The 22,528-nt window shown below is 67.8% G+C and carries 27 protein-coding genes; 7 read left to right on the top strand and 20 right to left on the bottom strand.

Annotated elements, in window-relative coordinates; all coding sequences use genetic code 11:
* Position 1 precedes the first annotated feature (1 nt).
* Positions 2 to 964, top strand: coding sequence for an alpha/beta hydrolase (locus tag ACYVKI_RS10020; protein ID WP_460690201.1), 963 nt, complete (start codon positions 2 to 4; stop codon positions 962 to 964).
* A 164-nt stretch (positions 965 to 1,128) separates the two neighbouring features.
* On the opposite strand, the gene ACYVKI_RS10025 is transcribed toward ACYVKI_RS10020, so the two are convergent.
* A complete protein-coding gene (locus ACYVKI_RS10025; protein WP_460690526.1) occupies positions 1,129 to 2,562 on the bottom strand; it encodes a phosphomannomutase/phosphoglucomutase in 1,434 nt (477 codons plus the stop codon).
* 109 nt (positions 2,563 to 2,671) lie between these two features.
* Here ACYVKI_RS10025 and ACYVKI_RS10030 point away from each other — a divergent pair, with 109 nt between their 5' ends.
* Entirely contained in the window at positions 2,672 to 3,640 is a 969-nt protein-coding gene (locus ACYVKI_RS10030) for a hypothetical protein (RefSeq protein ID WP_460690202.1), read from the top strand.
* Between the two features lie 93 nt (positions 3,641 to 3,733).
* Here ACYVKI_RS10030 and ACYVKI_RS10035 read toward each other — a convergent pair whose 3' ends face one another.
* Positions 3,734 to 4,645 carry a DUF4190 domain-containing protein gene (locus ACYVKI_RS10035; protein ID WP_460690203.1) on the bottom strand — a complete coding sequence of 304 codons (912 nt, stop codon included), beginning with the start codon at positions 4,643 to 4,645 and terminating at the stop codon, positions 3,734 to 3,736.
* Positions 4,646 to 4,812: 167 nt separating this feature from the next.
* Between ACYVKI_RS10035 and ACYVKI_RS10040 the strand changes: the two genes are divergently transcribed.
* The 5 genes from ACYVKI_RS10040 to ACYVKI_RS10060 all read left to right on the top strand — a co-directional run bounded on the left by ACYVKI_RS10040 (position 4,813) and on the right by ACYVKI_RS10060 (position 7,156).
* Positions 4,813 to 5,151: a hypothetical protein gene (locus tag ACYVKI_RS10040; protein WP_460690204.1), complete on the top strand. Its 339-nt coding sequence runs from the start codon at positions 4,813 to 4,815 to the stop codon at positions 5,149 to 5,151.
* Between the two features lie 626 nt (positions 5,152 to 5,777).
* Positions 5,778 to 6,104: a GNAT family N-acetyltransferase gene (locus ACYVKI_RS10045; RefSeq protein ID WP_460690205.1), complete on the top strand. Its 327-nt coding sequence runs from the start codon at positions 5,778 to 5,780 to the stop codon at positions 6,102 to 6,104.
* Between the two features lie 22 nt (positions 6,105 to 6,126).
* A complete protein-coding gene (locus ACYVKI_RS10050; RefSeq protein ID WP_460690206.1) occupies positions 6,127 to 6,339 on the top strand; it encodes a hypothetical protein in 213 nt (70 codons plus the stop codon).
* Positions 6,340 to 6,341: 2 nt separating this feature from the next.
* On the top strand, positions 6,342 to 6,557 hold the full coding sequence (locus tag ACYVKI_RS10055) for a helix-turn-helix domain-containing protein (protein ID WP_460690207.1): 216 nt from the start codon (positions 6,342 to 6,344) through the stop codon (positions 6,555 to 6,557).
* Positions 6,554 to 7,156, top strand: a complete 603-nt coding sequence (locus tag ACYVKI_RS10060) for a hypothetical protein (protein WP_460690208.1) — start codon at positions 6,554 to 6,556, stop codon at positions 7,154 to 7,156. The genes ACYVKI_RS10055 and ACYVKI_RS10060 overlap by 4 nt, the downstream gene beginning before the upstream one ends.
* A 62-nt stretch (positions 7,157 to 7,218) precedes the next feature.
* On the opposite strand, the gene ACYVKI_RS10065 is transcribed toward ACYVKI_RS10060, so the two are convergent.
* From ACYVKI_RS10065 to ACYVKI_RS10150, 18 genes are all read right to left on the bottom strand, one after another.
* Entirely contained in the window at positions 7,219 to 7,449 is a 231-nt protein-coding gene (locus tag ACYVKI_RS10065; RefSeq protein ID WP_460690209.1) for a hypothetical protein, read from the bottom strand.
* A 10-nt stretch (positions 7,450 to 7,459) separates the two neighbouring features.
* Complete coding sequence (locus ACYVKI_RS10070; protein WP_460690210.1) at positions 7,460 to 8,392, bottom strand: peptidoglycan DD-metalloendopeptidase family protein; 933 nt, start codon at positions 8,390 to 8,392, stop codon at positions 7,460 to 7,462.
* 176 nt (positions 8,393 to 8,568) lie between these two features.
* Positions 8,569 to 8,952: a hypothetical protein gene (locus ACYVKI_RS10075; RefSeq protein WP_460690211.1), complete on the bottom strand. Its 384-nt coding sequence runs from the start codon at positions 8,950 to 8,952 to the stop codon at positions 8,569 to 8,571.
* Positions 8,953 to 8,958: 6 nt separating this feature from the next.
* Positions 8,959 to 9,324, bottom strand: coding sequence for a hypothetical protein (locus ACYVKI_RS10080; RefSeq protein WP_460690212.1), 366 nt, complete (start codon positions 9,322 to 9,324; stop codon positions 8,959 to 8,961).
* A 64-nt stretch (positions 9,325 to 9,388) separates the two neighbouring features.
* Positions 9,389 to 10,471, bottom strand: a complete 1,083-nt coding sequence (locus tag ACYVKI_RS10085) for a pyocin knob domain-containing protein (RefSeq protein ID WP_460690213.1) — start codon at positions 10,469 to 10,471, stop codon at positions 9,389 to 9,391.
* Positions 10,472 to 10,514: 43 nt separating this feature from the next.
* The gene (locus tag ACYVKI_RS10090) at positions 10,515 to 10,772 is read right to left on the bottom strand and encodes a hypothetical protein (protein WP_460690214.1); all 258 of its coding nucleotides are present in this window, start codon (positions 10,770 to 10,772) and stop codon (positions 10,515 to 10,517) included.
* Complete coding sequence (locus ACYVKI_RS10095; RefSeq protein ID WP_460690215.1) at positions 10,769 to 11,425, bottom strand: hypothetical protein; 657 nt, start codon at positions 11,423 to 11,425, stop codon at positions 10,769 to 10,771. Before ACYVKI_RS10095 ends, ACYVKI_RS10090 begins: the two co-directional genes overlap by 4 nt.
* A 161-nt stretch (positions 11,426 to 11,586) precedes the next feature.
* Positions 11,587 to 11,997 (bottom strand): hypothetical protein, encoded by a 411-nt coding sequence (locus ACYVKI_RS10100; RefSeq protein WP_460690216.1) that lies wholly within the window; start codon positions 11,995 to 11,997, stop codon positions 11,587 to 11,589.
* Complete coding sequence (locus ACYVKI_RS10105) at positions 11,997 to 12,920, bottom strand: hypothetical protein (protein WP_460690217.1); 924 nt, start codon at positions 12,918 to 12,920, stop codon at positions 11,997 to 11,999. Before ACYVKI_RS10105 ends, ACYVKI_RS10100 begins: the two co-directional genes overlap by 1 nt.
* A gap of 44 nt (positions 12,921 to 12,964) precedes the next feature.
* On the bottom strand, positions 12,965 to 13,633 hold the full coding sequence (locus ACYVKI_RS10110; protein ID WP_460690218.1) for a LysM peptidoglycan-binding domain-containing protein: 669 nt from the start codon (positions 13,631 to 13,633) through the stop codon (positions 12,965 to 12,967).
* Positions 13,633 to 17,991, bottom strand: coding sequence for a tape measure protein (locus ACYVKI_RS10115; protein ID WP_460690219.1), 4,359 nt, complete (start codon positions 17,989 to 17,991; stop codon positions 13,633 to 13,635). The genes ACYVKI_RS10110 and ACYVKI_RS10115 overlap by 1 nt, the downstream gene beginning before the upstream one ends.
* 20 nt (positions 17,992 to 18,011) lie before the next feature.
* Complete coding sequence (locus ACYVKI_RS10120) at positions 18,012 to 18,158, bottom strand: hypothetical protein (RefSeq protein ID WP_460690220.1); 147 nt, start codon at positions 18,156 to 18,158, stop codon at positions 18,012 to 18,014.
* An 80-nt stretch (positions 18,159 to 18,238) separates the two neighbouring features.
* Positions 18,239 to 18,805, bottom strand: a complete 567-nt coding sequence (locus ACYVKI_RS10125) for a hypothetical protein (protein WP_460690221.1) — start codon at positions 18,803 to 18,805, stop codon at positions 18,239 to 18,241.
* A 262-nt stretch (positions 18,806 to 19,067) separates the two neighbouring features.
* On the bottom strand, positions 19,068 to 19,475 hold the full coding sequence (locus ACYVKI_RS10130; protein WP_460690222.1) for a hypothetical protein: 408 nt from the start codon (positions 19,473 to 19,475) through the stop codon (positions 19,068 to 19,070).
* A 19-nt stretch (positions 19,476 to 19,494) separates the two neighbouring features.
* Positions 19,495 to 20,967, bottom strand: a complete 1,473-nt coding sequence (locus ACYVKI_RS10135) for a hypothetical protein (protein WP_460690223.1) — start codon at positions 20,965 to 20,967, stop codon at positions 19,495 to 19,497.
* A 3-nt stretch (positions 20,968 to 20,970) separates the two neighbouring features.
* On the bottom strand, positions 20,971 to 21,429 hold the full coding sequence (locus ACYVKI_RS10140) for a hypothetical protein (protein ID WP_460690224.1): 459 nt from the start codon (positions 21,427 to 21,429) through the stop codon (positions 20,971 to 20,973).
* Between the two features lie 41 nt (positions 21,430 to 21,470).
* Complete coding sequence (locus ACYVKI_RS10145; RefSeq protein WP_460690225.1) at positions 21,471 to 22,061, bottom strand: hypothetical protein; 591 nt, start codon at positions 22,059 to 22,061, stop codon at positions 21,471 to 21,473.
* Positions 22,058 to 22,525, bottom strand: coding sequence for a phage virion morphogenesis protein (locus ACYVKI_RS10150; RefSeq protein ID WP_460690226.1), 468 nt, complete (start codon positions 22,523 to 22,525; stop codon positions 22,058 to 22,060). Before ACYVKI_RS10150 ends, ACYVKI_RS10145 begins: the two co-directional genes overlap by 4 nt.
* Positions 22,526 to 22,528 lie beyond the last annotated feature (3 nt).

Consider the following 22,528-nt stretch of genomic DNA (forward strand, 5'->3'; position numbering starts at 1 on the left):
CATGCCGGACCAGACGCCCGAGCAGGCAGCTGAGCAGATGCTGGACCAGTCCGTCGGGGTGGTGCCGGCCGAGCCCAGCCACGAGGAGCTGGCCCGTCAGTTCGCCCAGGCGTTCATCATCACCGAGCCCACGCTGCTGGGCGCCAGTGGTCCGGAGATCCCGTTGCGTCCCGCGGACGCCGTCCCGGACCGTGAGGAGGCGCTGCGGCGCAACGACGGCGGTTACCGACTGCGCAACGTCACCCGCCCGACGCTGATCCCGTACCTTCCGGAGCCGGGTGCGGCCACCGGTGCGGCCGTGCTGATCGCACCAGGCGGCGCGTTCCTGAAGCTGTCCATGGACAGCGAGGGCGCCGACGTCGCGCACCTGCTGCGCGAACGCGGGGTGGCCGCCTTCGTGCTGAAGTATCGGCTCGGGCATACCGGGGAGACCCTGGAGGACTTCGGGACGCATCTGGCCAGCGCCTTCTCCCCGGACGAGGTCTCCGACGTGGTGGACACCCGCAGCGGGCACCAGCGGTTGGCCGTCGACGACGTCGAGGACGCGCTCGCGCTGATCCGGCGTCGGGCCGGGGAATGGGGTGTGGATGCCGACCGGGTGAGCGCGATCGGGTTCTCGGCCGGGGCCTATGCGGTCTCCGCCGCCGTCGCGGCCGAAGACCCGCAGCAGCGGCCGGACTCTCTGTCCTGCATCTACGGGGGCCGTCTGCCGGAGGCCGGCTTCGAGGTGGAGCCGGGCCTGCCGGACCTGTTCACCGTGGTGGACGTGCATGATCCGCTCTGTGCCGCCGACGTGCTGGAGCTGATCAGCACCTGGCGGACCGCCGGTGCGGCGGTGGAGGGGCACATCTATCCCGGGGCACTGCACGGCTTCGGCGCCCGGGTGACGGGAACCGCCGTCGACGCGTGGATCGACCTCTGGTTCGACTGGCTGGACCGCCAGGGGCTGCTGACCCGCGTGTGATCTCGCCGGTGCCCTGCGCTGATCCGCCGGTCGCACCGATCCGTCCCGTCCAGATTCCTGAGACTCCGCACCCCACTGTCGACGGGGTCCATGAATCGTGAGGGGCACCTCGGAGGTGGCTGAGTCACGCGGCGTGACCCGGGAGCGGGCGGGACGCCACCGGCTCAGCCGCGGACGATCGCGAGCACCTCGTCACGCACGGCCTCCATCGTCTCGGCGCTGTGCGCCTCCCCGTTGTAGCGCAGGAAAGGCTCCGTGTTCGAGGGGCGCAGGTTGAACCACCAGGTGCCGTCCTCGGCGCGGACCGTCAGGCCGTCCATGTGGGAGACGACGACGTCCCGGTCGGCGAATGCGGCGAGCACGCGGTCGGCGGCGGCCTGCTTGTCTTCGACCGCGGAGTTGATCTCTCCGGAGGCCACATAGGGGTTGTATTCGGCGGCCAGCTCGGAGAGCGGCAGCTCCTGCTGTCCCAGTGCGGCGAGCACGTGCATCGCCGCCAACATCCCGGTGTCTGCGTTGAAGAAATCGCGGAAGTAGTAGTGAGCGGAGTGCTCCCCGCCGAAGACGGCCTGCTCGGCGGCCATGACTGCCTTGATGAAGGAATGCCCCACTCGGGTCTCCACCGCTCGGCCGCCTTCGGACTCCACCAGCTCCGGCACCGCCCGGGAGGTGATCAGGTTGTGGATGATCACCGGGGTCTGCTCGCCGGCGGCCCGGGTCCGGGCGATCTCCCGGCGCGCCACCAGTGCCGTCACCGCCGAGGGGGAGACCGGCTCGCCGTGCTCGTCGATGACGAAGCACCGGTCGGCGTCGCCGTCGAAGGCCAGTCCGATGTCGGCCCCGTGCTGCTGCACGGCGGCCTGCAGGTCCCGCAGGTTCTCCGATTCCAGCGGGTTCGCCGGGTGGTTCGGGAAGGTCCCGTCGAGCTCGAAGTACAGCGGCACGATCTCCAGCGGCAGCGCCGGCAGAATCTGGTCGCCCAGCACGGCGGGCGTGGTCAGTCCGGCCATGCCGTTGGCGGCGTCGACGACGACCTTCAACGGCCGGATGCCGGAGAGGTCCACCAGGGAGCGCAGGTACTCCGCGTAGCAGGTCAGCTGGTCGGCCGATTCCACGGAACCGATCGGCCCGGCGGTCGGGATCGCCACCCCGGCGCACCCGGCGGCGTCCAGGTACGCCTGGGCGGCGTCACGGATCTCGGTCAGTCCCGTGTCGGCGGACAGCGGCACCGCACCGGCACGCGACATCTTCATCCCGTTGTAGGCCGCCGGATTGTGGGAGGCGGTGAAGACCACCCCCGGGGCCTGCAGGCTGCCGGAGGCGAAGTAGAGCATGTCCGTGGAGATCAGGCCCAGTTGCACGACGTCGGCTCCCCGGGTTCGGGCGCCTTCGGTGAAGGCGGCCGCAAAGGCCTCGGAGGAGGGGCGCATGTCCCCGCCCACCAGCACCCGACTCCCGGCGAGTCCCAGCACGTCCACGAAGGCGGCGCCCACCGCCCGGACGGAGTCTTCGGTGATGGTCTCGCCGACGAGACCGCGGACGTCGTAGGCCTTGAAGGAGGCGGAAAGATCGATGCTCACCCGTTCATCGTAGGCCAGCTCCGTCCCGCCGCGTGGCACCTGGGTCGGGTCCGGGCGGTGCGGAGCCGGACCGGTCGGAGGGGTGACCCCGGAGACACCGTCCAGGTGACTGACCTAGACTGGCGGTGTGGAGTTTCTCGCAGCAATCGCAATGGCCGTTCTGCTGTTCTTGGGGATCCGGCTGCTCCTCCAGCGGCAGGGACAGCGCCTGAACAAGCGGATCGAGGAAGCCGTCACGCCGGAGAACGCCCGGATGGCGGCCAAACTGCTGACCGATGAGCAGCACCGGGAGGTGTATCGGGCCATCGCGGCCGAGGATGGTCAGCGCGCCCTGGCGCTGTTCAAGCAGGCCACCGGAGCCCCGGTGAAGGACTGCATCATCGCCGTGCAGGCGCTGCACCGCTATCCGCAGGCGTCCCCCACCGAGCTGCAGCTGCAGGATGAGCTCGACGGCGGCACGGCAGACGTCCAGCCCGACGAGGGTCCGGCCGCCGCGGCCTCCTCCGCCTCCCCGGCCGGGTCTGCGCCGAGCGCCGAGGACGGCGAATACGTGGAGGACGTCATCGACGGTGTCCGCGCGGATGCCGATGCCGATGCCGAGGACCACGGGCGCCCGATCGCCGAGGCCGACCCGGAGACCGGGAAGATCCTCGGCGAGAACCGTGAGGGCGTGCCGGACATCCCCAGCGACCGACCCAGGGAGGGCGTCTCCGCGGCCTCGCCGGAGGATCCGTCCTCCGACGAACCTGGCCCCGGGGCCACCGCTGGGGGCGAGGACTCCGCCGAGGACGACGTGGATCAGAAGGCCCGCCGCCTGATGGAGGAGTCCGGTTTCTCCCTCGACGACGAGCTGACCATCCCGGAGGACTGGGCGGAGCAGGAACAGGAGCCGGCCGGTTTCCATCTGGAGGTCCAGCGGGGAGACGAGAAGATCACCCTCTCCCACGAGGACCTCGAGCCCTGGGTCCACGATCAGCTCTATGCGCTGCTGCGCGACGACCACGTGGATGAGGCCGCCACGCTGCTGGCCGACCACTCGCCGCTCACCAAGGACGAAGCCCACAAGTTCCTGGTGGTGTTCAAGGACCAGGGCTGAGGGGCCTGGTGAACGGGGTCCGGTGAACGGGGCCTGCGCTCAGTCCCTGTGCGAGCGGTCAGCTCGCTCGGGAGACTGGCCGGGCCTGCTGGGTCACCGGTCGGAGAACTGTTCGGTGAGATCCTCCAGACGCTGCCCGAGCTCCTCCTGGATCCGCTGGAGCTCCTCCTCGTCGATCTGGCCCTCCCACTGGTCGGCGAGTTCGCGCCAATCGTCCACGTCGCCGTCCTCGATCCGCTGCTCCCATTCCCGGAGCGCCTCGTCGAGCTCCTCCTGGGGGATGTCACCCAGATCCCCGATGTCGCCGAGGTCCTCCGGGGTGGCTCCGTCGTCGCCGAGCTCGCCGGCGTCATCATCGGCCGGCGCCTCGCCGGGACCTTCGACGTCCTCCTGAAGCGGTTGCTGGATCTCCTCCTGCATGCGATCCACTTCGTCCATGAAGGTCGTGTAGGCCAGTCCCGTGAGCACCAGCATCGCGATCGCGATCACGGTGCCCAGTCCGCCGGTGATGATCCCGGCGGTGCCGAGACCCCGCCCGTGACGGCGGACGACGGCCAGGATGCCGAGGATGACCGCGAGCGGGCCCAGCAGAAGGCTGACCAGCCCCAGCACGGGGATGAAGCTGAGCAGCAGAGCGATGATGCCGAAGACCAACGCCGCGACGCCGAGGCCGGTGGGCTGTGGGGGCGCCGGGGCGGGGCCGGGCGCACCGCCCCAGGTGGGCTGCCCCGGCCCGTAGCCGGTGGGGGCTCCGTAGCCGGTCTGGGCTCCGTATCCGGCGGGAATCCCGTGCTGATGCCAGTCGGCGTGCGGACCATGGGGCGCGGGGTAGTGCGGCGGCTGCCCGTGTCCGGTGCTGTGGCTGTGGACCGAGGAGTCACGAGGGCCTGCCTCATAGGGTGAGGGGTCGTAACGGGCCGGCTCATGGGCAGAGGGATAGCGGGGCCCGGAGCCGAACTCTTCGGGGTCCCCGGACCGGCGCGGATCATGCGGTGTGTCTGACATCGTCCCCTCCCTCGATCGTGCCGGGCCGTCCGGCTGCTGGGACACCAGTCTGCCAGCAGGAGGCGACCGGCGTGGCCGACTGCGGGCCAGGACGCCCGGCCGGGCCCTGGGTGCCGGGTGGGTACGGACTGGTCATATGCGAGACCCATGTGTCCGTGGGGCATGACGTGATCCTTCCCCAGTTCCTTCAGCGCGAGGAGTTCATCGACGAACTCGAGGACGTGGCTGCCCAGGCAGGTGCCCGATTCCTGGAGCTGTGGCTGGTGAGTTCGCGCGACCAGGCGGCGGCACAGGTCGACGCACGAGCCGGTTCCTTGCAGGCGAATCACCGTGCAGCCACGATGCTCCAGTCCACGGCTGACGCGCGGCCGGTCGAAGAACTCTGCGACGCGATGATCGCCATGATCGAGAACCGCCCCCAGACGCTTTGGGTGAACATCGTTCCGGGGGACGTGCACGAGTCCCTCATCCGGCTGCGGGACGCCACGGCACAGGGAGCACGCTGATGCGGGCTGCGTTCGCCTCGGGCGCCGTCACCACCGCCGGTCGGTGTGCCTTGCTGTCCGTGTTCCAGGGATCGAACCTCCTGGTGAATCGCGTCAGTAGCGGTTTCTGTCCCTGAAAGAGGAACAGCGCGGCGAACGCGGGTCCCGGGTCTGGCCGACGCAGCGTCTCTCTCACGCTGGCCAGACCCGGGGGGTCTTCTCATGCCCGCCGACAGCGCCTGCCGTTCGCACGGGACAGGTCCCTGACCAGAAATCCCTGGTCAGGGGCCTGCGGGAGAGCGGAGCGCGTGGGATTCGAACCCGATCTGACGCGATTGTTACGCCCCTCCGGCCCGGAATGACGCCGATCCCTGGGGAGTATTAGGCGGCGTTGCCCCAGGTTCCGAGGCGGACTGTGGGCGACGCCCACACGCTCCCAGCTGACGGCCAGCACGTCGCAGGGTTCTTGTCAGGGGTGGACCATAGACTGGCTCTACCTCATCAAGGTGCGAGTGATTCGGACCCCCCCGGGTCTGGCCGATACAGCGTCCCCCTCACGCTGGCCAGGGTCGGGGGTCTACTCATGTCCCCCCCTTGCATCCGTATGACACATGTGTCATACTGGAATCACAGCAAAGGAGGAAGCCATGACCTACACAATCACCTACCGGACAGGCCGCTACAGCGAGGGCGACAACATCACCCACATCTGGGAGGCCACCGACGAGGGCAAGGCCATCGGCTCCCTCTACGTCACCACCGACACCCAGGAAGTCGCACAGATCGAGGTCGACACCGACCGCCGCCGAGAGGGCATCGCCACCGACCTCTGGGAGACCGCCACCGCCGAGATGGACGTCTTCCACGCATACGAGGCCCACCGCACTCCCGAGGGTGCGGCATTCGCCGCCGCTGTTGGAGGCGACGAGATCGAGACCTGCGAGATCGCCCACTGCTACTGCACCCAGGACTGAGACCACCGAGAGGCTGAGTACCATGCACACCACACGCGCAGACGTCATCACCCACATCACCCAGGCCATCGAAGCCGCCGGATCCCCGGTGAAGGACGCGGCCGCAGAGTACAACCTCGACGCGATCGCCGACGCCACCCACGAGTACAGCGAAGAGCTGCAGGGCTTCGTGCAGACCGTCGACACCGAAGGATTCTGGACGGCCGTCGAGGTCCACGCCACCGAGGAGGGGTGACCATGTCCGGCACAGATGACCGACTGATCGATGAGGTGATCGCGGCTCACGAGGCGGTCGCCGCCGCTGAGCAGGAGGTCGCCGAGAAGGTCTCCGAGAGGGCGGTGGTGGTGAAGGCCGCGCTCGACCAAGGGGCGGGCTCACAGGCCATAGCCGACGCCCTCGGGGTGGACCGCTCCCGCGTCTACCGGCTGGCCAAGCCCCAGCAGAGGCGATGATGGTCCGGCTGTCGAAGCGCAAGGACGCCCGCGAGGTGGAGGAGGCGATCCTCTCGCTGGGGGATGAGATTCACCAGATGACGAAGGCTGAGATTGGTGAGCGTCTGGGCTATCTGGAGGAGCGTATCCGTCTGGCGATGCACCGTATGGGGGTCGAGCACGACGGCCACGCGGCGCACCCGACACAGATCCCACACGGCACGCCGAGCGGATGGTCCTGGCATAAGTGCCGATGTGAGGTGTGCGTGGAGGCGCGACGTGAGTATAAGCGTGCCGAGCGGGTCCGCCGGCTGGACGGCTTCGACCCCGACAAGTACGAGCACGGCCGCACCGAGACCTACCAGGCAGGCTGTGACTGTGAGCCATGTGCCGCAGCGATGAGGTCATTCCTCGCGGCGCGCAATGACCAGTCTCGTCGGACAGCGCGGCAGCACACCTCCCCATGGACCGGCCCGGATGTCGAGTACGCCATGCGGGATGATATCCCTCTGGCTCAGATTGCCCGCGACCTGGGGCGCACCTACGCGGCCGTGTCGAATGTACGGAAAGCCGTGGCGGCGGGCAATCACCACTATCTGGAGCTGCTGGGTCGGGCCTGAATGCACGAGATGCGCCCCGCCTCCCACTCGGGAGACGGGGCGCAACTGTGTCTGCGGCCGACCTACTGGCCGGTCTGATCCGAAAGCCGCCGGGGCTTGTTCGCCGCGGCCAGGGAGAAGCCGGCCAGTGCGGCGACCTGCAGGACGATGGACTCGATCTGCTCGGCCACGTCCTCGGTGATCACGTCGAACACGGTCAGGATCGCGAGTCCGGCGGCGAGGGCGATGTAGACCGCCTGCCGGACGTTGTCGGACTTGATGCCCCGGTCGGGGGCCTCCTTGATCTCGGGCATGGTGTTCCTTTCAGATGCTGGGGTGTGTGGGGATGCCGAGCATTCGGCAGGTGACTGGTCCGGGCACGCCGTCAACGCGGCCGTTGTATGCGCCGCCGTGGTTGCGCCGCTGGACCTCCCGGACCCGGCGCATGGTGACGCTGCGGCAGTCACCGTCCACGGGGATATCAGCACCGCGCCACTGGTTGAGGGCGCGCTGCAGGCGCAACACCCACTCGAAGTGGGCTTCGGTGACCGGCCCCCAGTGGCCGTCAGCGACCAGCGCGGCCCCGCCGGTGGGGTGTTGCTGGGACTCCTGGAACCGCTTGACGCGGTCGACCATCCATCGCTGGCGGGGGTAGCCCATGGCGTCCATGCGCTCTGTGAGCGTCGCATTGGGGACGACGTGGTCATTGGATGCCTTGGACCCGCCGCCCGATGACGCCACCGGTGTGACGGGGGAGTCCTCGCCGACCGTCACGCCCTTGGAGCGCAGCCACCGGTCAGCGTCGATCCATCCCGGCGCGCCCAGCCGGGGAGCCGCGAGCACGGGACGGTCGTGGTTCTGGGCCACACCGAAGTGCAGATGCACCGGGAAGTCGGACATGCTGCGCGCCCCGGAGCCGCCCATGACGCCGATCTGCTCACCGGCACGGACGCGCTGCCCGACCCGGACGATGATCTTGTCGAGGTGCCCGTAGTATGTCCGCATCCGATCGCCGCCGATGGCTCCGTGATCGATCCAGACGCCGTGCCCGGAGTGCCAGGGCACCACGGAAGCGCCGGGGCCGCCGTCGCCGCGCCCGGTGCGGACCACCTTGCCGTCTGCGGCGGCGTACACGGACACCTTCCGGCCCGGAGTCGGAGGCCCGTAGTCAGCGCCCGCATGGAGAGTGCCCCAGCGACGGCCGAAGGCACTGGTGAGCCGGGACTTCGCCGGGACGGGTGAGCTGAACGTGGTCACTGGTCTTCCTCCTCATCTGCGGGCGGCCCGTCCGTACAGGGCTCGTCCTCGTCGGCGATCTCCGGGACGCTGATCTCCTCGGTGTCTCCCATGGGTGCCTCCTGCGGGGTGTGCTTGTGGTGTCCTGTCACCATCCATTCAGCGCCCGCGTCCGTCCCGGTTGGGGGACGGAGGTATCAGTGGTAGTCGCCGCGCTGAGGCCGCTCCGGCGGGGCAGGGAACGGGGGAAGCTCATGCAGCGGCACACCGTGCTCCAGAGCGATCCTGCGCAGGTGCGAGGCATGCTCAGCGATCTGCCTGCGCCGGGTTGCCTCCCAGTCCCGGAGCGCTTCAGCATGTGCACGAGCCGCAGCAGCCTGGTCGGCGGTCGCCTTCAAGTCGTTGTTGCGTCGCCGCTCAGCCTGGGCCTTCCCCGAGCGCCATTTGCGGAGCTCTTGGATCGTGACGGCGAGGAAGCCCCCGGCGCCGAAGACGCTGGCCACGGCGGGCCAGAAAACTGACCAGTCCCACATGCGCGGATTCCCCTCACTCGTCGTCGCGGCCAGCAGCGTGTGCACCACCACCTGTCATTTGCCCGGCTCATAGGAGAAGGGCCTGATGTACACAAACCTCCCGGCGAGGTGCAGGAAAAGGGCGGTCAGGATGAGTGCCTGAGGGAGTCGGTTCCCGTCGGTGGACCAGTGCAGACCCAGAACGGTGCACGCGTAGAGCAGGACTCCGGTGGCGCAGAGGATCAGTGCGGGCTTCTCGATCATCCACCGCCCGGCCGGGCAGGCGATCATGGCGACGACCCCGCCGAGCAGGGACATGACCCCCCAGATGACGGTCATGGTGTGCCCAATCTGGGTGCTGATCGACGCCGGAGGGTCCATGAGCACGGAGGCACCGGCCGCAGCGATCGTTGCATAGGCGATGATGTGTGCGGCGGTCATCAGCCGGGGCTCCTGGAGGCGGGACCAGAGCAGCTGCGGCCACCGAGGTGATCTGCGCATCTCATTACTGCGGGAGGACAAGCTGGACCTCCCGCCATGGTCCCCATGTGGTGCCGTTCTTGTTCCTCTTCCAGAATTTGGAGTCACTGCTGGACCGGGTTTCCCAGGCTTCTTGGATGGCATACGACGTGCTGGAGCCCTGGATGTGCATGACCTGGATGCTCCACGAGGTTGGTGGGGTGTTGGCCACGCTCTCCAGGTTTGAGCTGACGATCAGGTAGACACCTGGGTCCAGGTCGTTCAGGTCGCCAGATGAAATGGCCCCCTCAGACTCGGGGATGCTGTCGAGCCGCCCCGTGACTGTGGCGACCTCGTTGTCCACATACCCCTTGCGTGCGACGTGTGCCGGGCCGATGGGGTTCGGGATGGTGAACCGTCCCTCCGCATCGCGCGCTACGATATGCCCCGGGTCGGAGGCCGGTGTCGCGCCGTCGAGCTTGGACTTGTCCGCAGTGGACATCGCCCCTCGCTCGGACTGTGTCGCCTCTGGGAGACGGTCCGGGGAGAGGGTCCCGGAGGTCACATCGTCCGCGTCGTGGGTGTGAGACACCTCGGCACGGGTGTCCACCTGGTTGTCGACGTAGGTCTTGTTCGCTGGGTGGGCACCACTGTTCGGGCTGAGAATGAAGAACCGGCCGCCGGAGTCGCGTTTCAGGACCTTGTCGGGGGTCGCGTTGTGAGTGGCCGCGTCGAGCTTGGACTTGTCCGCCGCGGACATAGCGCCCGGGGTGGAGTCCGTGGCCAGGGGGAGGTTGTGGGTATGGTCGGCACGGGCCGCCCGGTCGCTGGTCCCCTCTGAAGGGCTGCCGTCCACGACCACGTCAGCACCGGGGCCACCAGCACCAATGCGGGCCACAAGAACCCACTCGTTCCCGCGGTCGAAGTACAGGTCCCGCGTGTCAGTGGACAGCCAGAAGCGGCCCCAGGTCTGGGGGAGGCCCCGGTCTTCGTGGGGGCCTTCTTCCACGATGGCGGCCAGCTGGTCGAGCAGCTGCATCCGGGTGTTGAAGTCCTCACGGATCGGATGCGCGTCTGTTCCGGAGGTGTAGGTCGGCAGTCCCAGCCGGTCGGTCTCCTCGATAGCCATGTGCCCACCATGGCCGGGACTCCACCAGGGGTGGGGGACGGGTCTATGGCTCCTGTTCGGGCTGTGGTGGGATGTGCCCGGTCAGCGCCTCAATCGCTTCCGCGCCGACCTCAGTAGGGGTCCCCTCCGGGGCTTCGATGCGGGCGGCGCGGCAATAGTCGCAGATTGCCCGGCCGAGGGTGTCCAGTCCCTCGGCGAGCTTCTGTCGTCTTTCCCGCTCGGCCAGCACCTCACGCCGGTGCGCGTCCAGCTCTTCGTCGGTCATCTCCTCAAGGTCCACAGGCACCTCTTCGCTGCTCATGCTGGGTCACCGATCAGGCTGTCAGGGATGTGATCCTCCGCGATCAGGGAATGGGCGACTGTGATCGGAGAGGTCGGGCGCGACTCCGAGTGCGTCGAGGTTTCCAGGTCGTAGGACCACTTCCACCGGAGACGGCCGGTGTGGAGATAGTCCAGACCATGAAGCTGTGTCTCGTACGCCACCTGAGGATGGGTGGTGAAGTAAGGTCGCCAGCCGGAGGGGAGACTGTCATTCATGACGGATGCGCCGCCCGACGAACCGAACGCGCCGGAGAAGTAGAAGTACACATCCGTCACCGTCCGTCGGACGAGCAATACCGACCCCGCATCCATTGAGGACGTGAGATATCCTGAAATGTTTCGCCACCCCGAATCATAGAAGATCGTCTGACCCCCGAAGACCACCCGAGTCCCCGCACTAGAATCGACCACCAGCCCGTCCAGCTTCGCTTTATCACCAGGGACCATCGCCCCTGGAGCCTCCCCAGACACGAGAGGAAGACGTGCGGGATCCAACACCCCACTTGTGATGTCCGAGGCGTCATGAGTGTGCGCCCCCTGTGCGACGAGCGCGACCATGTCACCCTTGCGGCCCTCCACCGCAGCCACCAGAACACGATCACCCACCACCGGCTGATCACCCACCACCTGCACCGGGCCAGTCCACGAATCCCCAGTCAGCCGAGGCACCACCACCCAAACACCCTGCTCATCGGAGTGCACCACTCGTGCCCGCCACACGGCCGGGACCCGGTCAGCCCCCGACTCTGTCCTGCGGGCCGCCCTTGAGGCCTGAGTGATCTTGCTGATCTGACTCACCGGCCCACCCCCTGATACCGGACCCCGGGCACGGGGAAGTACCCCCGGTACCGGCCGGACTCCGGGGACAGGATCAGGCCCAGCTGCTCACCGGCCGACTCAACCACGCCACGAGGAGTCACCACACCCAGCCGCACCCCGTCAGAGTGCAGGGCCAGCATCCACCACAGCGGCGACTCCACCATGACCATGTCGCGGCGCAGCACCGCCAGCATGCGGGCATCATCGTCGGGCAGCGCCACACCGTGAGGCGCGACCGCGGCCGAGACCACCTGGGCGATGCTCACCGTGCGCGGAATCTCCGGGTCAGCCCAATCCGAGTCCAGATCCCGGCCCACCGTGTACCGGTACTCGACCAGCGGCCACACCTCCGACGCCAGCACCCCAGTCCACACCCGGGCCGGCATCACAGCGCACCCGCCACAGCACGAATGCAGGTCAACCCCACCGGCACAGTACGGGTCAGCGGCAACTCCACATCCCGCACCACCCACACCCCATTCGCGTTCGTCTCCCGGGTGCCACCAGTGAGCCTGCCCGAGAGCTCCACCGTGTCGCCCGGGCAGATCTGGTCCGCGTCCTCGCCGACGATGCTGAGCTTCAGCTCCTGATCCTCACGGGAGCCCGGGGTGAACTCGGGTAGGCCCACCAGGGCGGCAGACGAGTCGCCCCACCCGGACCAGCGCAGCGGAATGTGCCGGCGCACCGGGGTGCGCTCCGCGATGTAAGCCGGCTTGCCCATGATCAGCCGCGTGGAGTGCTCGAACACCCACGCCCCAGCCTCCTGCGCCACTGCGGTGATCACGTCCCAGGTGGACTCCTCACGGTCGCCGTCAGGCTTTTCCCGCACGATCGTGGCCGTGCCCAGATCAGGCTGCACCTGGTGGATCATGCCCACAGACTCGGCTTGCCGGCGCACCCACTGAGCGATGTTCTGCTGACCCCAGTCACGACCACCCGTCTGGCCCTGCAGCCTCGCGACGAACAACGACGGGGCCACCACCTCGACCACAGGGCCGCCCTTCCGCGACCGGACCCGACCACCACCACGCAGACGGCCACGCCAATGCGCGTACTGCACCGTCTGCCCGTCCTGGAAGATCCCAGACCGGAACAGGGACAGGTCGTGATCGTCGGCGAAGGTGAACCGCAGCTCGGTGATCGACCCCATCGAAGCCGACACTGATGCCGACAGGCACGCGCCGATGAGGTCAGCGCGCAGCCCAGACCCGTTGATCGTCACCTCACGGAGCCGGTTGTTCTCACCCATGGGCGAGTGGCGTGAGTTCGACGGGACGCCCGAACTGCGCCCATGCCACGCGTTGCTCATGCCCCACAGTGTCGGGCGGATGCAGTCGCGGGTGGGGGAGGGGCCTACTTCGGCGGGATCTTGAGCTTCCAGCCGATGTGAATGAGATCAGGGTTTCGGACCGGGTTTCCTTTGTTGAGCTCGTAGATGCGCCGCCACTGGTTGGCAGCGCCGAGGTGACGCGCTGCGATGCCAGACAGCGTGTCCCCAGCCTTCACCGTGTACGTCCGGTTCACAGGTGTCTTGGCCTTCGGGGCTTTCGGTTTCTTGGGAGGTCGGGGTGGAGTCCTCTGGACCTTCGTGCGAACGTCGAGTGCCGCGATGAGGCTGAACGCCACGGTGGCTCGGCTGATCTTGTGGTCCGGGGTCATCTGCGTGACCTCCACCGGCATGGACTCGACGTGCCACCAGCCGGAGAACTGCCGAGGCATGCCCGAGAACTTGATCCGCCGACCCTCATCCCGCTGGGTGATCAGCCAGTCGATCTGCCGCTGGATGCTGCTTGTCCAGTCGATGTTCCCAAGGGCGACACTGAACGACAGCGTGTCCTTCTTCGGCCCCTCGATGCGAGTGAGGGCTTCCCGGCCGGGACGTTCCAGCTGGACGATCTCAGCGCCGCCGTCGGTGGACCACTGGGGCGGGGCGACGGGCAGCGGCATGTTGTCGCCGCCTGAGGATTGGATCCTCACCTGGGTGCTGGTGGTGCGGCCGGAGAGGATGCGGGTGGTGGGCATCAGGCATAGTCCCTTTCCTTGGAGCGCTGGAGGACGTCCTCGAGGATCTCCTCGACGGCTTCCTGCAGCTCCTCGGCGTCGTCGCCGGTTCCGGTGCTGGTGAACTGGAACGCGCCCTCTTCGATGGTGACGTTGTGCTCGTAGATGATCGTGTCTCCGCCACCGGCCCCTGTGGGTGCGGGCACGAGCGGGGCATCCGGCGCCTCGGGAGCGGCGGGTGTCTGCGACCAGAGGTCCAGCAGGTCAGCGACTGTGTCGAACTGGGGTCGGTTGAGAACGTACTCAGGCCCGCCGGTGAGGTTGAGGACCTGCGACAGGCCAGGGGGCAGGACCCCGCCAGTGTCACGCAGCAGGTACGGGGCGGGGTCCACGTCGGCCCAGGGACGGCCCTTGTGGACCTCGGCGTGCGTGTGGATTCCGGTCACATTGCCGGTCGCGCCCTGCGCGCCGATCCGGTCACCACCGGAGACCTCCTGACCGGGGGCCACGGTGATGCCGCCGACGGGGTGGTGGCCGGTGTACGACCACAGCCCGTCGCCGTGGCTGATGAGCACACCGAGCCCGGTCCGGCCGGGGCCGATGTTCGACCCGGTGGCGGCGACGATCCCATTCCAGGGGGAGAAGACCGGGCCACCACCGGCGATGTCAATACCGGCGTGGTGTCCGCCCCAGCGGGGGCCGTACCGGGAGGTGACGGGGCCGTGGGAGACCGGGAAGGTGGTTCCGCGTGCGCCCTCGAACTCGCCCTCGATCATGACCCCACCGCCGGATGCCGCGTCGTCGTGGCCGCCGAAGATGCTGGTGATCCCGTCGATGGCCATCTCAGCGAACCCGGTCACGATGTCCCCGAACCCGCCCATGTCGGAGACCGCACCCTCCACGATGCTCATGACCGGTCCGAAGACGGCCTCCTTCGCGTTGGAGACGAGGCTGCCGATGGACCAGTCCGCGAGGTTGCCGAGGGCGTCGCCGATGGTGGAGACGATGTTCCCTGCACCCTCGATGACGCCGGACCAGAACCCGTCGCCGGCCGGCAGCAGCGACTCAGCGGGGGAGGAGCCGAGGAGGTCGGACTCCATGTGTGGGGGAACGTCCTGCCCGGAGTCCACCAGGGACTGGGTCAGCAGCTCGCGGGTCTCGGAGGCGGTGGAGACGTGCTCGCCTCCGTTCATCCAGACGAGCTCGGGGCCTTCCTCACCGACGAGGGCGAGGCCCCGCTCAGTTCGGCCGCCCTTGGCGTACTCGTTGATGGTGTCCACGGTTTCCAGTTCGGACATGCCGGGCACCAGTCCGGCGACCGTGTTCCACGCCTTGCGGAGCCCGTTGTTCCAGACCGTGTCGATGACGAAGTTCACGGGGGTGGCGAAGGCCGACTTGAGCCCGTCCCATGCGTCGGCGATGAGGTCGAGCCCGGATTCGACCCGGCCCACGAGCTCGTCCTCCACGAAGGTGCCGACAGCGTCAAACACCGGCTCGATGTAGGTCTCCCAGATGTAGGAGAGTGTGTCGGAGAGCGTCTCCCATGCCTCGCCGATGTTCGTCAGCGCCGGGGAGACGTAATCAGTCCACAGTGTTTGAATCGTGTCACCGAGTGTGGTGATCGTCGGCCAGAGGATTTCCTCCCACACCCAGAGCAGGATGCTGCCGAACGTCTGCCACGCCGCCCACGTGTGCCCGAGGTACGGCTTGACCACGTTCTCCCACAGCCAGACGATGACCCCGCCCAGGGTCTCGATGGTCGGCTGAAGGTGTTCCTCCCAGACCTCGGCGACCCCGCCGCCGAGCTCATCCCACTTATCGAGAATCCATCCCAGCGCGGGCTCTGCCACGTCCTCCCACAGCCACAGAAGGAAGTTCCCGAACTCCTCCAGAGCGGGTTCGAGGTAGTCCTCCCAGACCTCGGGAATCACCTCGGACAGCCACTCCCACGCCTCGCCGAGGTCATCAAGGATCGGCTCGAAGACCTCGCCCAGCCACTCGAAGGTCTCGGTGAACCACTCCACCGCGCCCCCGGCGATATCGACGTCGTCGCCGAGCTTGTCACCCAACCACTCGGCGAAGGTCTCCAGCCCGTCGGCTACCCATTCGAGGACCGGAGCGAGCAGCTCAAGCGCCCACACGAGCACGTCCGCGATGACCTCCGCGACAAACGTGATCACCCCGATCAGCGGGGTCAGGACCACCAGAAGCAGGTCGAGGAAGATGGGCAGCAGCGGCTCGAGCGCGTCGAGGATGGCGGTCACCGCGGGGAGCAGCGCCTCGATGAGCTCCACCGCCACGTCGAGCACCACCTCGACCAGCGGCATCAGGGCGATGACCAGGTCCACAGCGAACTCCGCGACAATCGCAAGCACCCCAGCGACCTGTCCCAGAATCGGCTCGAGGGCGTCCAATAGGACGACGGCGAGCGCAGCGACGAGGTCCAGCACTGGGACCAGAGCGACCACGAGTTCTGCAGCGACGGGCGCCAGTGTCGTCAGCAGGTCCGCGACCACATCCACGATGGGCAGCAGGGCAGGAAGCAACGCCTGAATCGCGACCACCAGGGCCCCGGCGATCTCCCCGGCCACTTCGGTCACGACGGGCAACAGCTCGGCCAGCAGGTCGGCGACAACCGTGACGATCTCCATCACGACCGGCAGGACGGCCTCGACCAGTCCAGCGAAGGTGGTGGCCACAGTCGCGAGCAGCGGAGCCACCGCGGCACCGATGTCCTGGAACGCCCCACTCAACGGCTCAGCGATCTCCCCAACCGTGTCAAGGATCGTGCCGAAGGCATCACTGAACGCGTCACCGACCTCGGCTCCAGCCTCACCGATGCCGCGCAGGATTCCCGCGACAGGCGAGAGCTCAAGGGCGGTCTCCACCATCTCCTTCAGGAACCCCAGGGGACCGTCGGAGAGGTCGATGTCGAACACCTCAGCGAACGCCTCTACCAGGGGGACCCCGTCGCGCATCAAGTCCGCGACATCCTCCATAGGGCTCACCAGAGCGCGGATCCCCTCAGCGGCGTCCTCACCAGCCGAGTACATGCCGTCCGCCCACTCCGTCGCCCGCTCCGAGAACACCTCGAAGACGGGCGTGACGACCTCAGCCAGGGCGAACAGGGGCTCCTGCAGCCGGTTGAAGGCCCCCCGGAAGAGCTGCATGAACGGGCCGGCCACCTCGGCGCCGAGCATGTGCAGACCAGCCTGAACGTTCATCAGTGAGCCGCGGGTGGTCTCCGCCATCTCTTGAGCCGCACCACCGACCTTGTCTTCCATCACCGCGGCGAAGTCTTCGAACGACACCTGTCCGGAGGACACGAGGTTCTGCACCTCTTCCTCCGCGACCCCGAAGTGCTCCGCGAGCTCTCCGGTGATCCCGACACCGGCCGAGAGGAGCCGGTTCATGGTCTGTCCGTCGAGACGGCCACGGGCGGCGACCTGCGCCCAGATCTCACCCATCTGGTTGAAGTCCGTGCCGGCCGCGAATGCGGAGTCACCGACCAGGCCGATGACCCGCTCCATGTCCTCCCCGGCTTCGACCCCGGAGGCGGAGAACTGGGCGGCGGCGGTGGCGGCGTCGTCCAGCCGGAACGCGGTGCCCATGATCGCGTCGGAGGCGTTGGTCATCAGCTGGTCGATCTCGGCGACCTCGTACCCCATGCCCCTCATGCGAGCTTCGGCGTCCTCGATGTTCATCGCGCGAGAGAGACCGCCGCGCAGGCCCTCTCCGATGACGAGCCCGCCGAGGATCGCGCCGACCTGCCCGGCCCGTTTGGCAGCTGTGCCCAGGGCGGACGCGATGTTGGAGGCGATCGCGGCACCCGCAGACGCGGCGGAGCTGGCGATGCCTCCGATGCTGGACACGACCCGACCGCCCAGGGTGCTGGAGTCGGAAAGGTAGTTCCGCATGGCGCCGAGACCGGAGGCGGCGGCGGAGCCGATGCCCTTGGCACGGTCAGTGACGGTGCGCATGGTCCCGCCGAGGGTGCCCATGCGTCCGGTGAATGTGGAGGCGGCGGCGTTGGAATCGCGGAACCCGGAGGCGAAGTTCCGCATCCCCTGCTGCCCGGATCGGACGAACCGGCCGAGCCGGGTCTCGGAGGCCCCGACGTGCTGGGTGAACCGGGACATCGACTCGCGGGCCTTCCCGAACCGGTCCCCGACCCCGTCGGTGAATCGGCGGACTGCCCGTGATCCACCCCCGGAGAACCGATCGACGGCCTTGCCCATCGCGCCGGTGGACTTCCCGGTGCGCTTGGATGCCCGCTCGACCTTGCGGGCCGTATCATCGATTCCCTTGTTGACCTGGTCGAGGGCGGCGGTGGCCTCATCCTGGATCTCCACCACCAAGGAGACTGATTCTCGGGCCACCACCGCCCTCCTTCACCTGATCATCGGCGGCGCCGGCCCTTCGCTTTGGCCTGCGCCTGTTTCTTCTGCTGCTCTTGCCGGTGTTTCTTCTGGTCCTCAGCGATCATCTGGGCCGCGGCTAGCCGAGCGGCCTGCCGGTAGGTGTCGGTCTCTTCCAGGACGGTCACCGGGTCGATCTCCAGTGCCCGGGCGATGTTGACGGCGTCCTGGAACCGGGGATCTTCCCGCAGGTCCTCGGCCAGCCGCGTCAGCGATTTACCGGGGCGGTCTCCCCGGCGTATCCGGCCTCGGTGATGATCGAGTCACCCAGCTGCACCAGAAATCCGGCGGTCAGGAATTCCTCAATGGCCTCACCGGTGGTGGAGACATCTCGGCCCCACTTCGTGCGCTTGATCATGGCCAGGAACTCAGGGCTGTTCAGGGTCATCAGCGCCCCGCTGGTCTCCCGAAGGTCCTGTCCGTTGAAGATGATGCGGGTGTTCTTCTCACGGACGATGGCCATGCACAGGGCGAACTGGTCGATCCCTTCGGCGCCGCCACGGCCGCGCCGGGTCTTACGGTTCCCGGTCTGCGCGGACGCCTGGTAGCGCTTGAAATCGTCGGCGGGCATGTAGGTGTCGAACTCAAGGGTGAAGCCCTTCCGGGATTCGACCTCCCAGATGGCGGTGGTGTCCTGCGATTCGTCCAGGCTGGCGACGATCTCGTCCAGGATCGACGCCGGGGCGGGCGCCTCCTCGGCCGGGGCGTCCGGACCCGGAGTGTGCTTCTGCCCCTCGCTCTCAAGGGTTCCGAAGGTGCTGGTCTGCTCTGCCACGGTTGTCACGTCCAATCGTGTTGCTGGTGTCTCGGTCGCCCCGGCTCTTGTGCGGCACCGGGGATGACCCCAGACTCAGCTGTGCCCAGACATGAGTGTGGGACGGCACCCGCCCTGTGCTCGCACCATCACAGGGGATCCATCGAGTGCCGTCCCACGGGTGGCCACCCCCGAGACAACGGGTGGCGGCACATTCCCCAGCGCCGCTGGCAGGAGGAAGGGACCACCAGCGACGAAGGGAGAACCAAATGAGGGGGCTACCTCACTTCTCCGGTCCGGTGGTCGCGAACGTCAGCGACACGGTCCCCTCCGCAGAGGAACCGGCCTCCGCATCGGGCTCAGAGACGCTCAGCAGAAGGCAGTCCGCGTAGGTGGTCGGTTTGCCCACGGCGACGAGGTTCTCGTCCAGCGGCTGCTTCGTGACGGTGGCGCGGCGAACCCGCTCTCCGTGACGCCACTGGGACAGCCACTCCTCGTCGGAGAGCCGGTGTGGCCGGGACACCTCGATGTTGCCGTAGGTGGCCGGTCCGGCCAGGTTGTCGTAGTTCGGGGATCCACCGTTCCAGGACTGGGTGGCTTCCCGCTCCATGCCGCCGCCGGAGAACGTGTTGAAGGTTCCGGGGATCCCGGACACCTTGACTCGGAACTGGTGCTGCGTCGTCTTGCTCATCGGTCAGGGGTTTCCTTTCTCAGAGTGCGCCGCCGAGAGCGACCTTGACGATCTCGACCTGGATCAGCTTGGCCGCCGGAGACAGCCGGACGGACACGTCGACCTGGACCCGGTTGTCTGCGGCGGTCTCCGTACTGTTGTTGGTGGCGTCCACGAGCACCCGGTACCCGGGGTCGAGCTCCTCACCTTCAGAGTCGACAGCCGCATAGAACCCGTTCTGGTTCGCGATCGGGGACAACACGGCGGTGACCGCCCCATCAATGTCGGAGAGCAGGTGCCCCCGACCGTCGATGGTCTCCCACACGAACGGCTCGAGCCGCCGCTGGATCTGGACCTTCAGGTTGTTGAGCACGTCCCGGGCTGAGAGGAACTCGAAGTTCTCTCGGTCCTGAGACAGGGACGCCCAGTTGTTGAGGAAGATGCGGGCCCCGTTGGTCTGGATGCCGTTGACGTGTGCCTCATCCAGCCGGTCATTGAGGTCCGAGCTGATCGGGGTCGCAGTGCCGACGATCCACCGGGCACGCCCGCGCTGCGTGCCGGCGGGGATCTGCCAGAACTGTCCCGTCGAGAACGCCCTGGCGCGCAGCGCGGCCACGAACGCCTCCGGGGACACCGTCCGGGTGGCGTTGCCATCAGGGATGGTGACGTGTGGAAAGAACAGGCCCGCATGCTGACCATCGATCGTGTCGACAAGCTCACCAGCAAGCGACTCAGCCTCACCGAGGGTGGCCTCATCTCCGGCGGACAGCAGAGCCACCTTCCGGGACGCGGCGGCATAGGCGGCAAGCTGACCTCCGATGACATCAGCCGGGTAGCCGGGCACCGCGACGGCCCCACCCTCCCCATCGGTGCCGGCGGTTTCCAGAGCGGCGATGATCTGATCGGTGTCGACGTTCTCCCGGTCGTCATCTCCACCAGTCAGGTCGAAGTCCCCGGCGTCGAGGACGAGGGGGCCCTCGTCCTCGGTGAGGCTGGTGATCTCCACAGCGGTGTTGCTGGCGGCGCGGGTGACGAGCTCCTCGATGCTGGTGACACCCCGCCAGGCTCCAATGGTCTCCTCGTCACCGTCGAGCACGGTGACGTCGTAGGCGTCGTCAGACTCTTCGACGCGGACGGTCCAGACGTTGGCGAACCCTCCGAGATCGGCCGCGGCCACATGGGCGACGGGGTCGTTGCCGCCGCCTTCACCGTCGTCGGGGGTGAGCAGGTCCACCGAAGCGGCGGAAGCGGCCGGGCCGACTGCGCGGGAGACCAGCAGCTCGGAGCCGCCCTCCTCGAAGAACAGGCGGGCCGCGTCGAACAGGTGACCGGCGTAGGGCGCCCGGCCGCCGTAGAGGCGGGAGTAGGTCGCGAAGGATCGGACGGTCACGGCCCGACTGGTGGGGCCCTTCTCCGCGAGTCCGGCCAGGTGCAGGATCCCGGACGGGGTCCCGGTGTTGGTCGGGCCGCTGCGGACGCCCGAGGTGAGTTCAACGCCAATGCGTCGTGCCATGGTTTACTGCTCCTTCTCGGATGTGTCGGCGTCACCGGGGCTGGTGGCCGTCTGGGTGGACGTCTCCCCGTCCACGGGGGAGTCAGTGGGGTCGTCCTCACCGGTCGGGGTGTCACTGTCGGTGAGGAGCTCGCGGATGTCGTTGCGGCCGAGCCCTTCGAGGTCTGCCTCAGTGAGTCCCTGGGTCAGTGCGTAGGCCTCCCACTCAGCGCGGGACGCGTTCCCGGACGGCGCGGCCACCTGGCTCGTGGTGGCCTGGCCAGGTTCCTGGGCCTCCGAGTCAGCGGCCGGAGCTTCCTGCGCGGGGGTGACGTCGATGAGACGCCCAGTGGCCACCAGGCGGGCGGTCACCGCGTCGCGAGGGTCGGACTCGGCCGTCTTGAACGGGGACAGGACCCGGCCACCCTGGGTGAAGACCAGCGCACCGGGACCGGCATTGTGGACAAGGATTTGTCGGCTCATGACCCCAGGCTCACCGCCACCACCCGGCGGGTGTGGGACGGTCACCCCTCGAGGATCTGCTCGTCAGACTCCACCGAAGTCACCGGCCCCCACGGCACCTGCAGCGCAGGGGTCAGCTCCGTGGTCCGCACATGGAAGTGATTCTGCCCCTCCAGCAGGTACTGCTTCGTCTCAGGGTTCTGGGACATGCCGCCGACAACCTCCTGCATGTCGTCCACCAGGATCCGGGCGTCCTCGTCCCCGGATTTGAGGAGCAGCTTCGTCTGGATCAGGATCGTGCGGACCACCAGCATCAGCCGGTACCTTTGCAGCTCCACGTGCGGCTCATCCCGTCCGACGACGTGGGTGACGATGACGAACGGATACAGCCAGGTGTGTTCGTCCGCGCCGCCGTCGACGCTGGCGGCCTGGCCAGTTCGGCGAAGCGGCGTGTCCTGAGCGACCACCATCCAGGACGGGAACGCTCCCTTGGCGACCACGTCCAGCCAGGTCGGGTGGATGTTCTGGTCCTCCGGTGTGGTGATGGACCCCTCAGGGATGCCGAGCTGGGACTCGACAATCCGAGCCGCTGCCGTGCCCCGGTCGCGCAGCAGCTTCACCAGAGCTGTCGCGACACCTTCATGGCCGATCATGTGGTTGTCACTCCTTCGAACGCGTGCCGATGCAGGATTCGGCCGTACTGGCGGATCTCAGACGGGGTCGGCTGGTTGAGCATCCGCCTCACCGGAAGAAAGCCACCTCCGTGCTGGTGGAACTGGGCGTATTCGACCTGGGTGCCGAGGACCATGCGCTTGTTGTCGATGTGCTCGACCCCCAGCGGACGGGATGAAAGGCTCTCGCGCAGCTGGCCGGTGCGGGTCAGGACCGGCTGGCCGGGGTAGTGGGCGTCTTTCCACGCCGCATATGCGGGGGACAGGGGTGCCCAGTGCCCGTAGTAGCCGCCTCCGGTGGCGAAGTTCGTCCGCTGTGTCTGCGCGAACAGGTCTGCCATCTGATCGAATGCCGGCGCCGGGTTGGAGATGTTCTCGCCAAATCGGTCCAGCAGCAGAGACAGTCCCTCAAACCCGTCACCGTGGAGCCTGATCGTCGCTGGCATAGG

The organism is Nesterenkonia suensis, assembly GCF_054782935.1.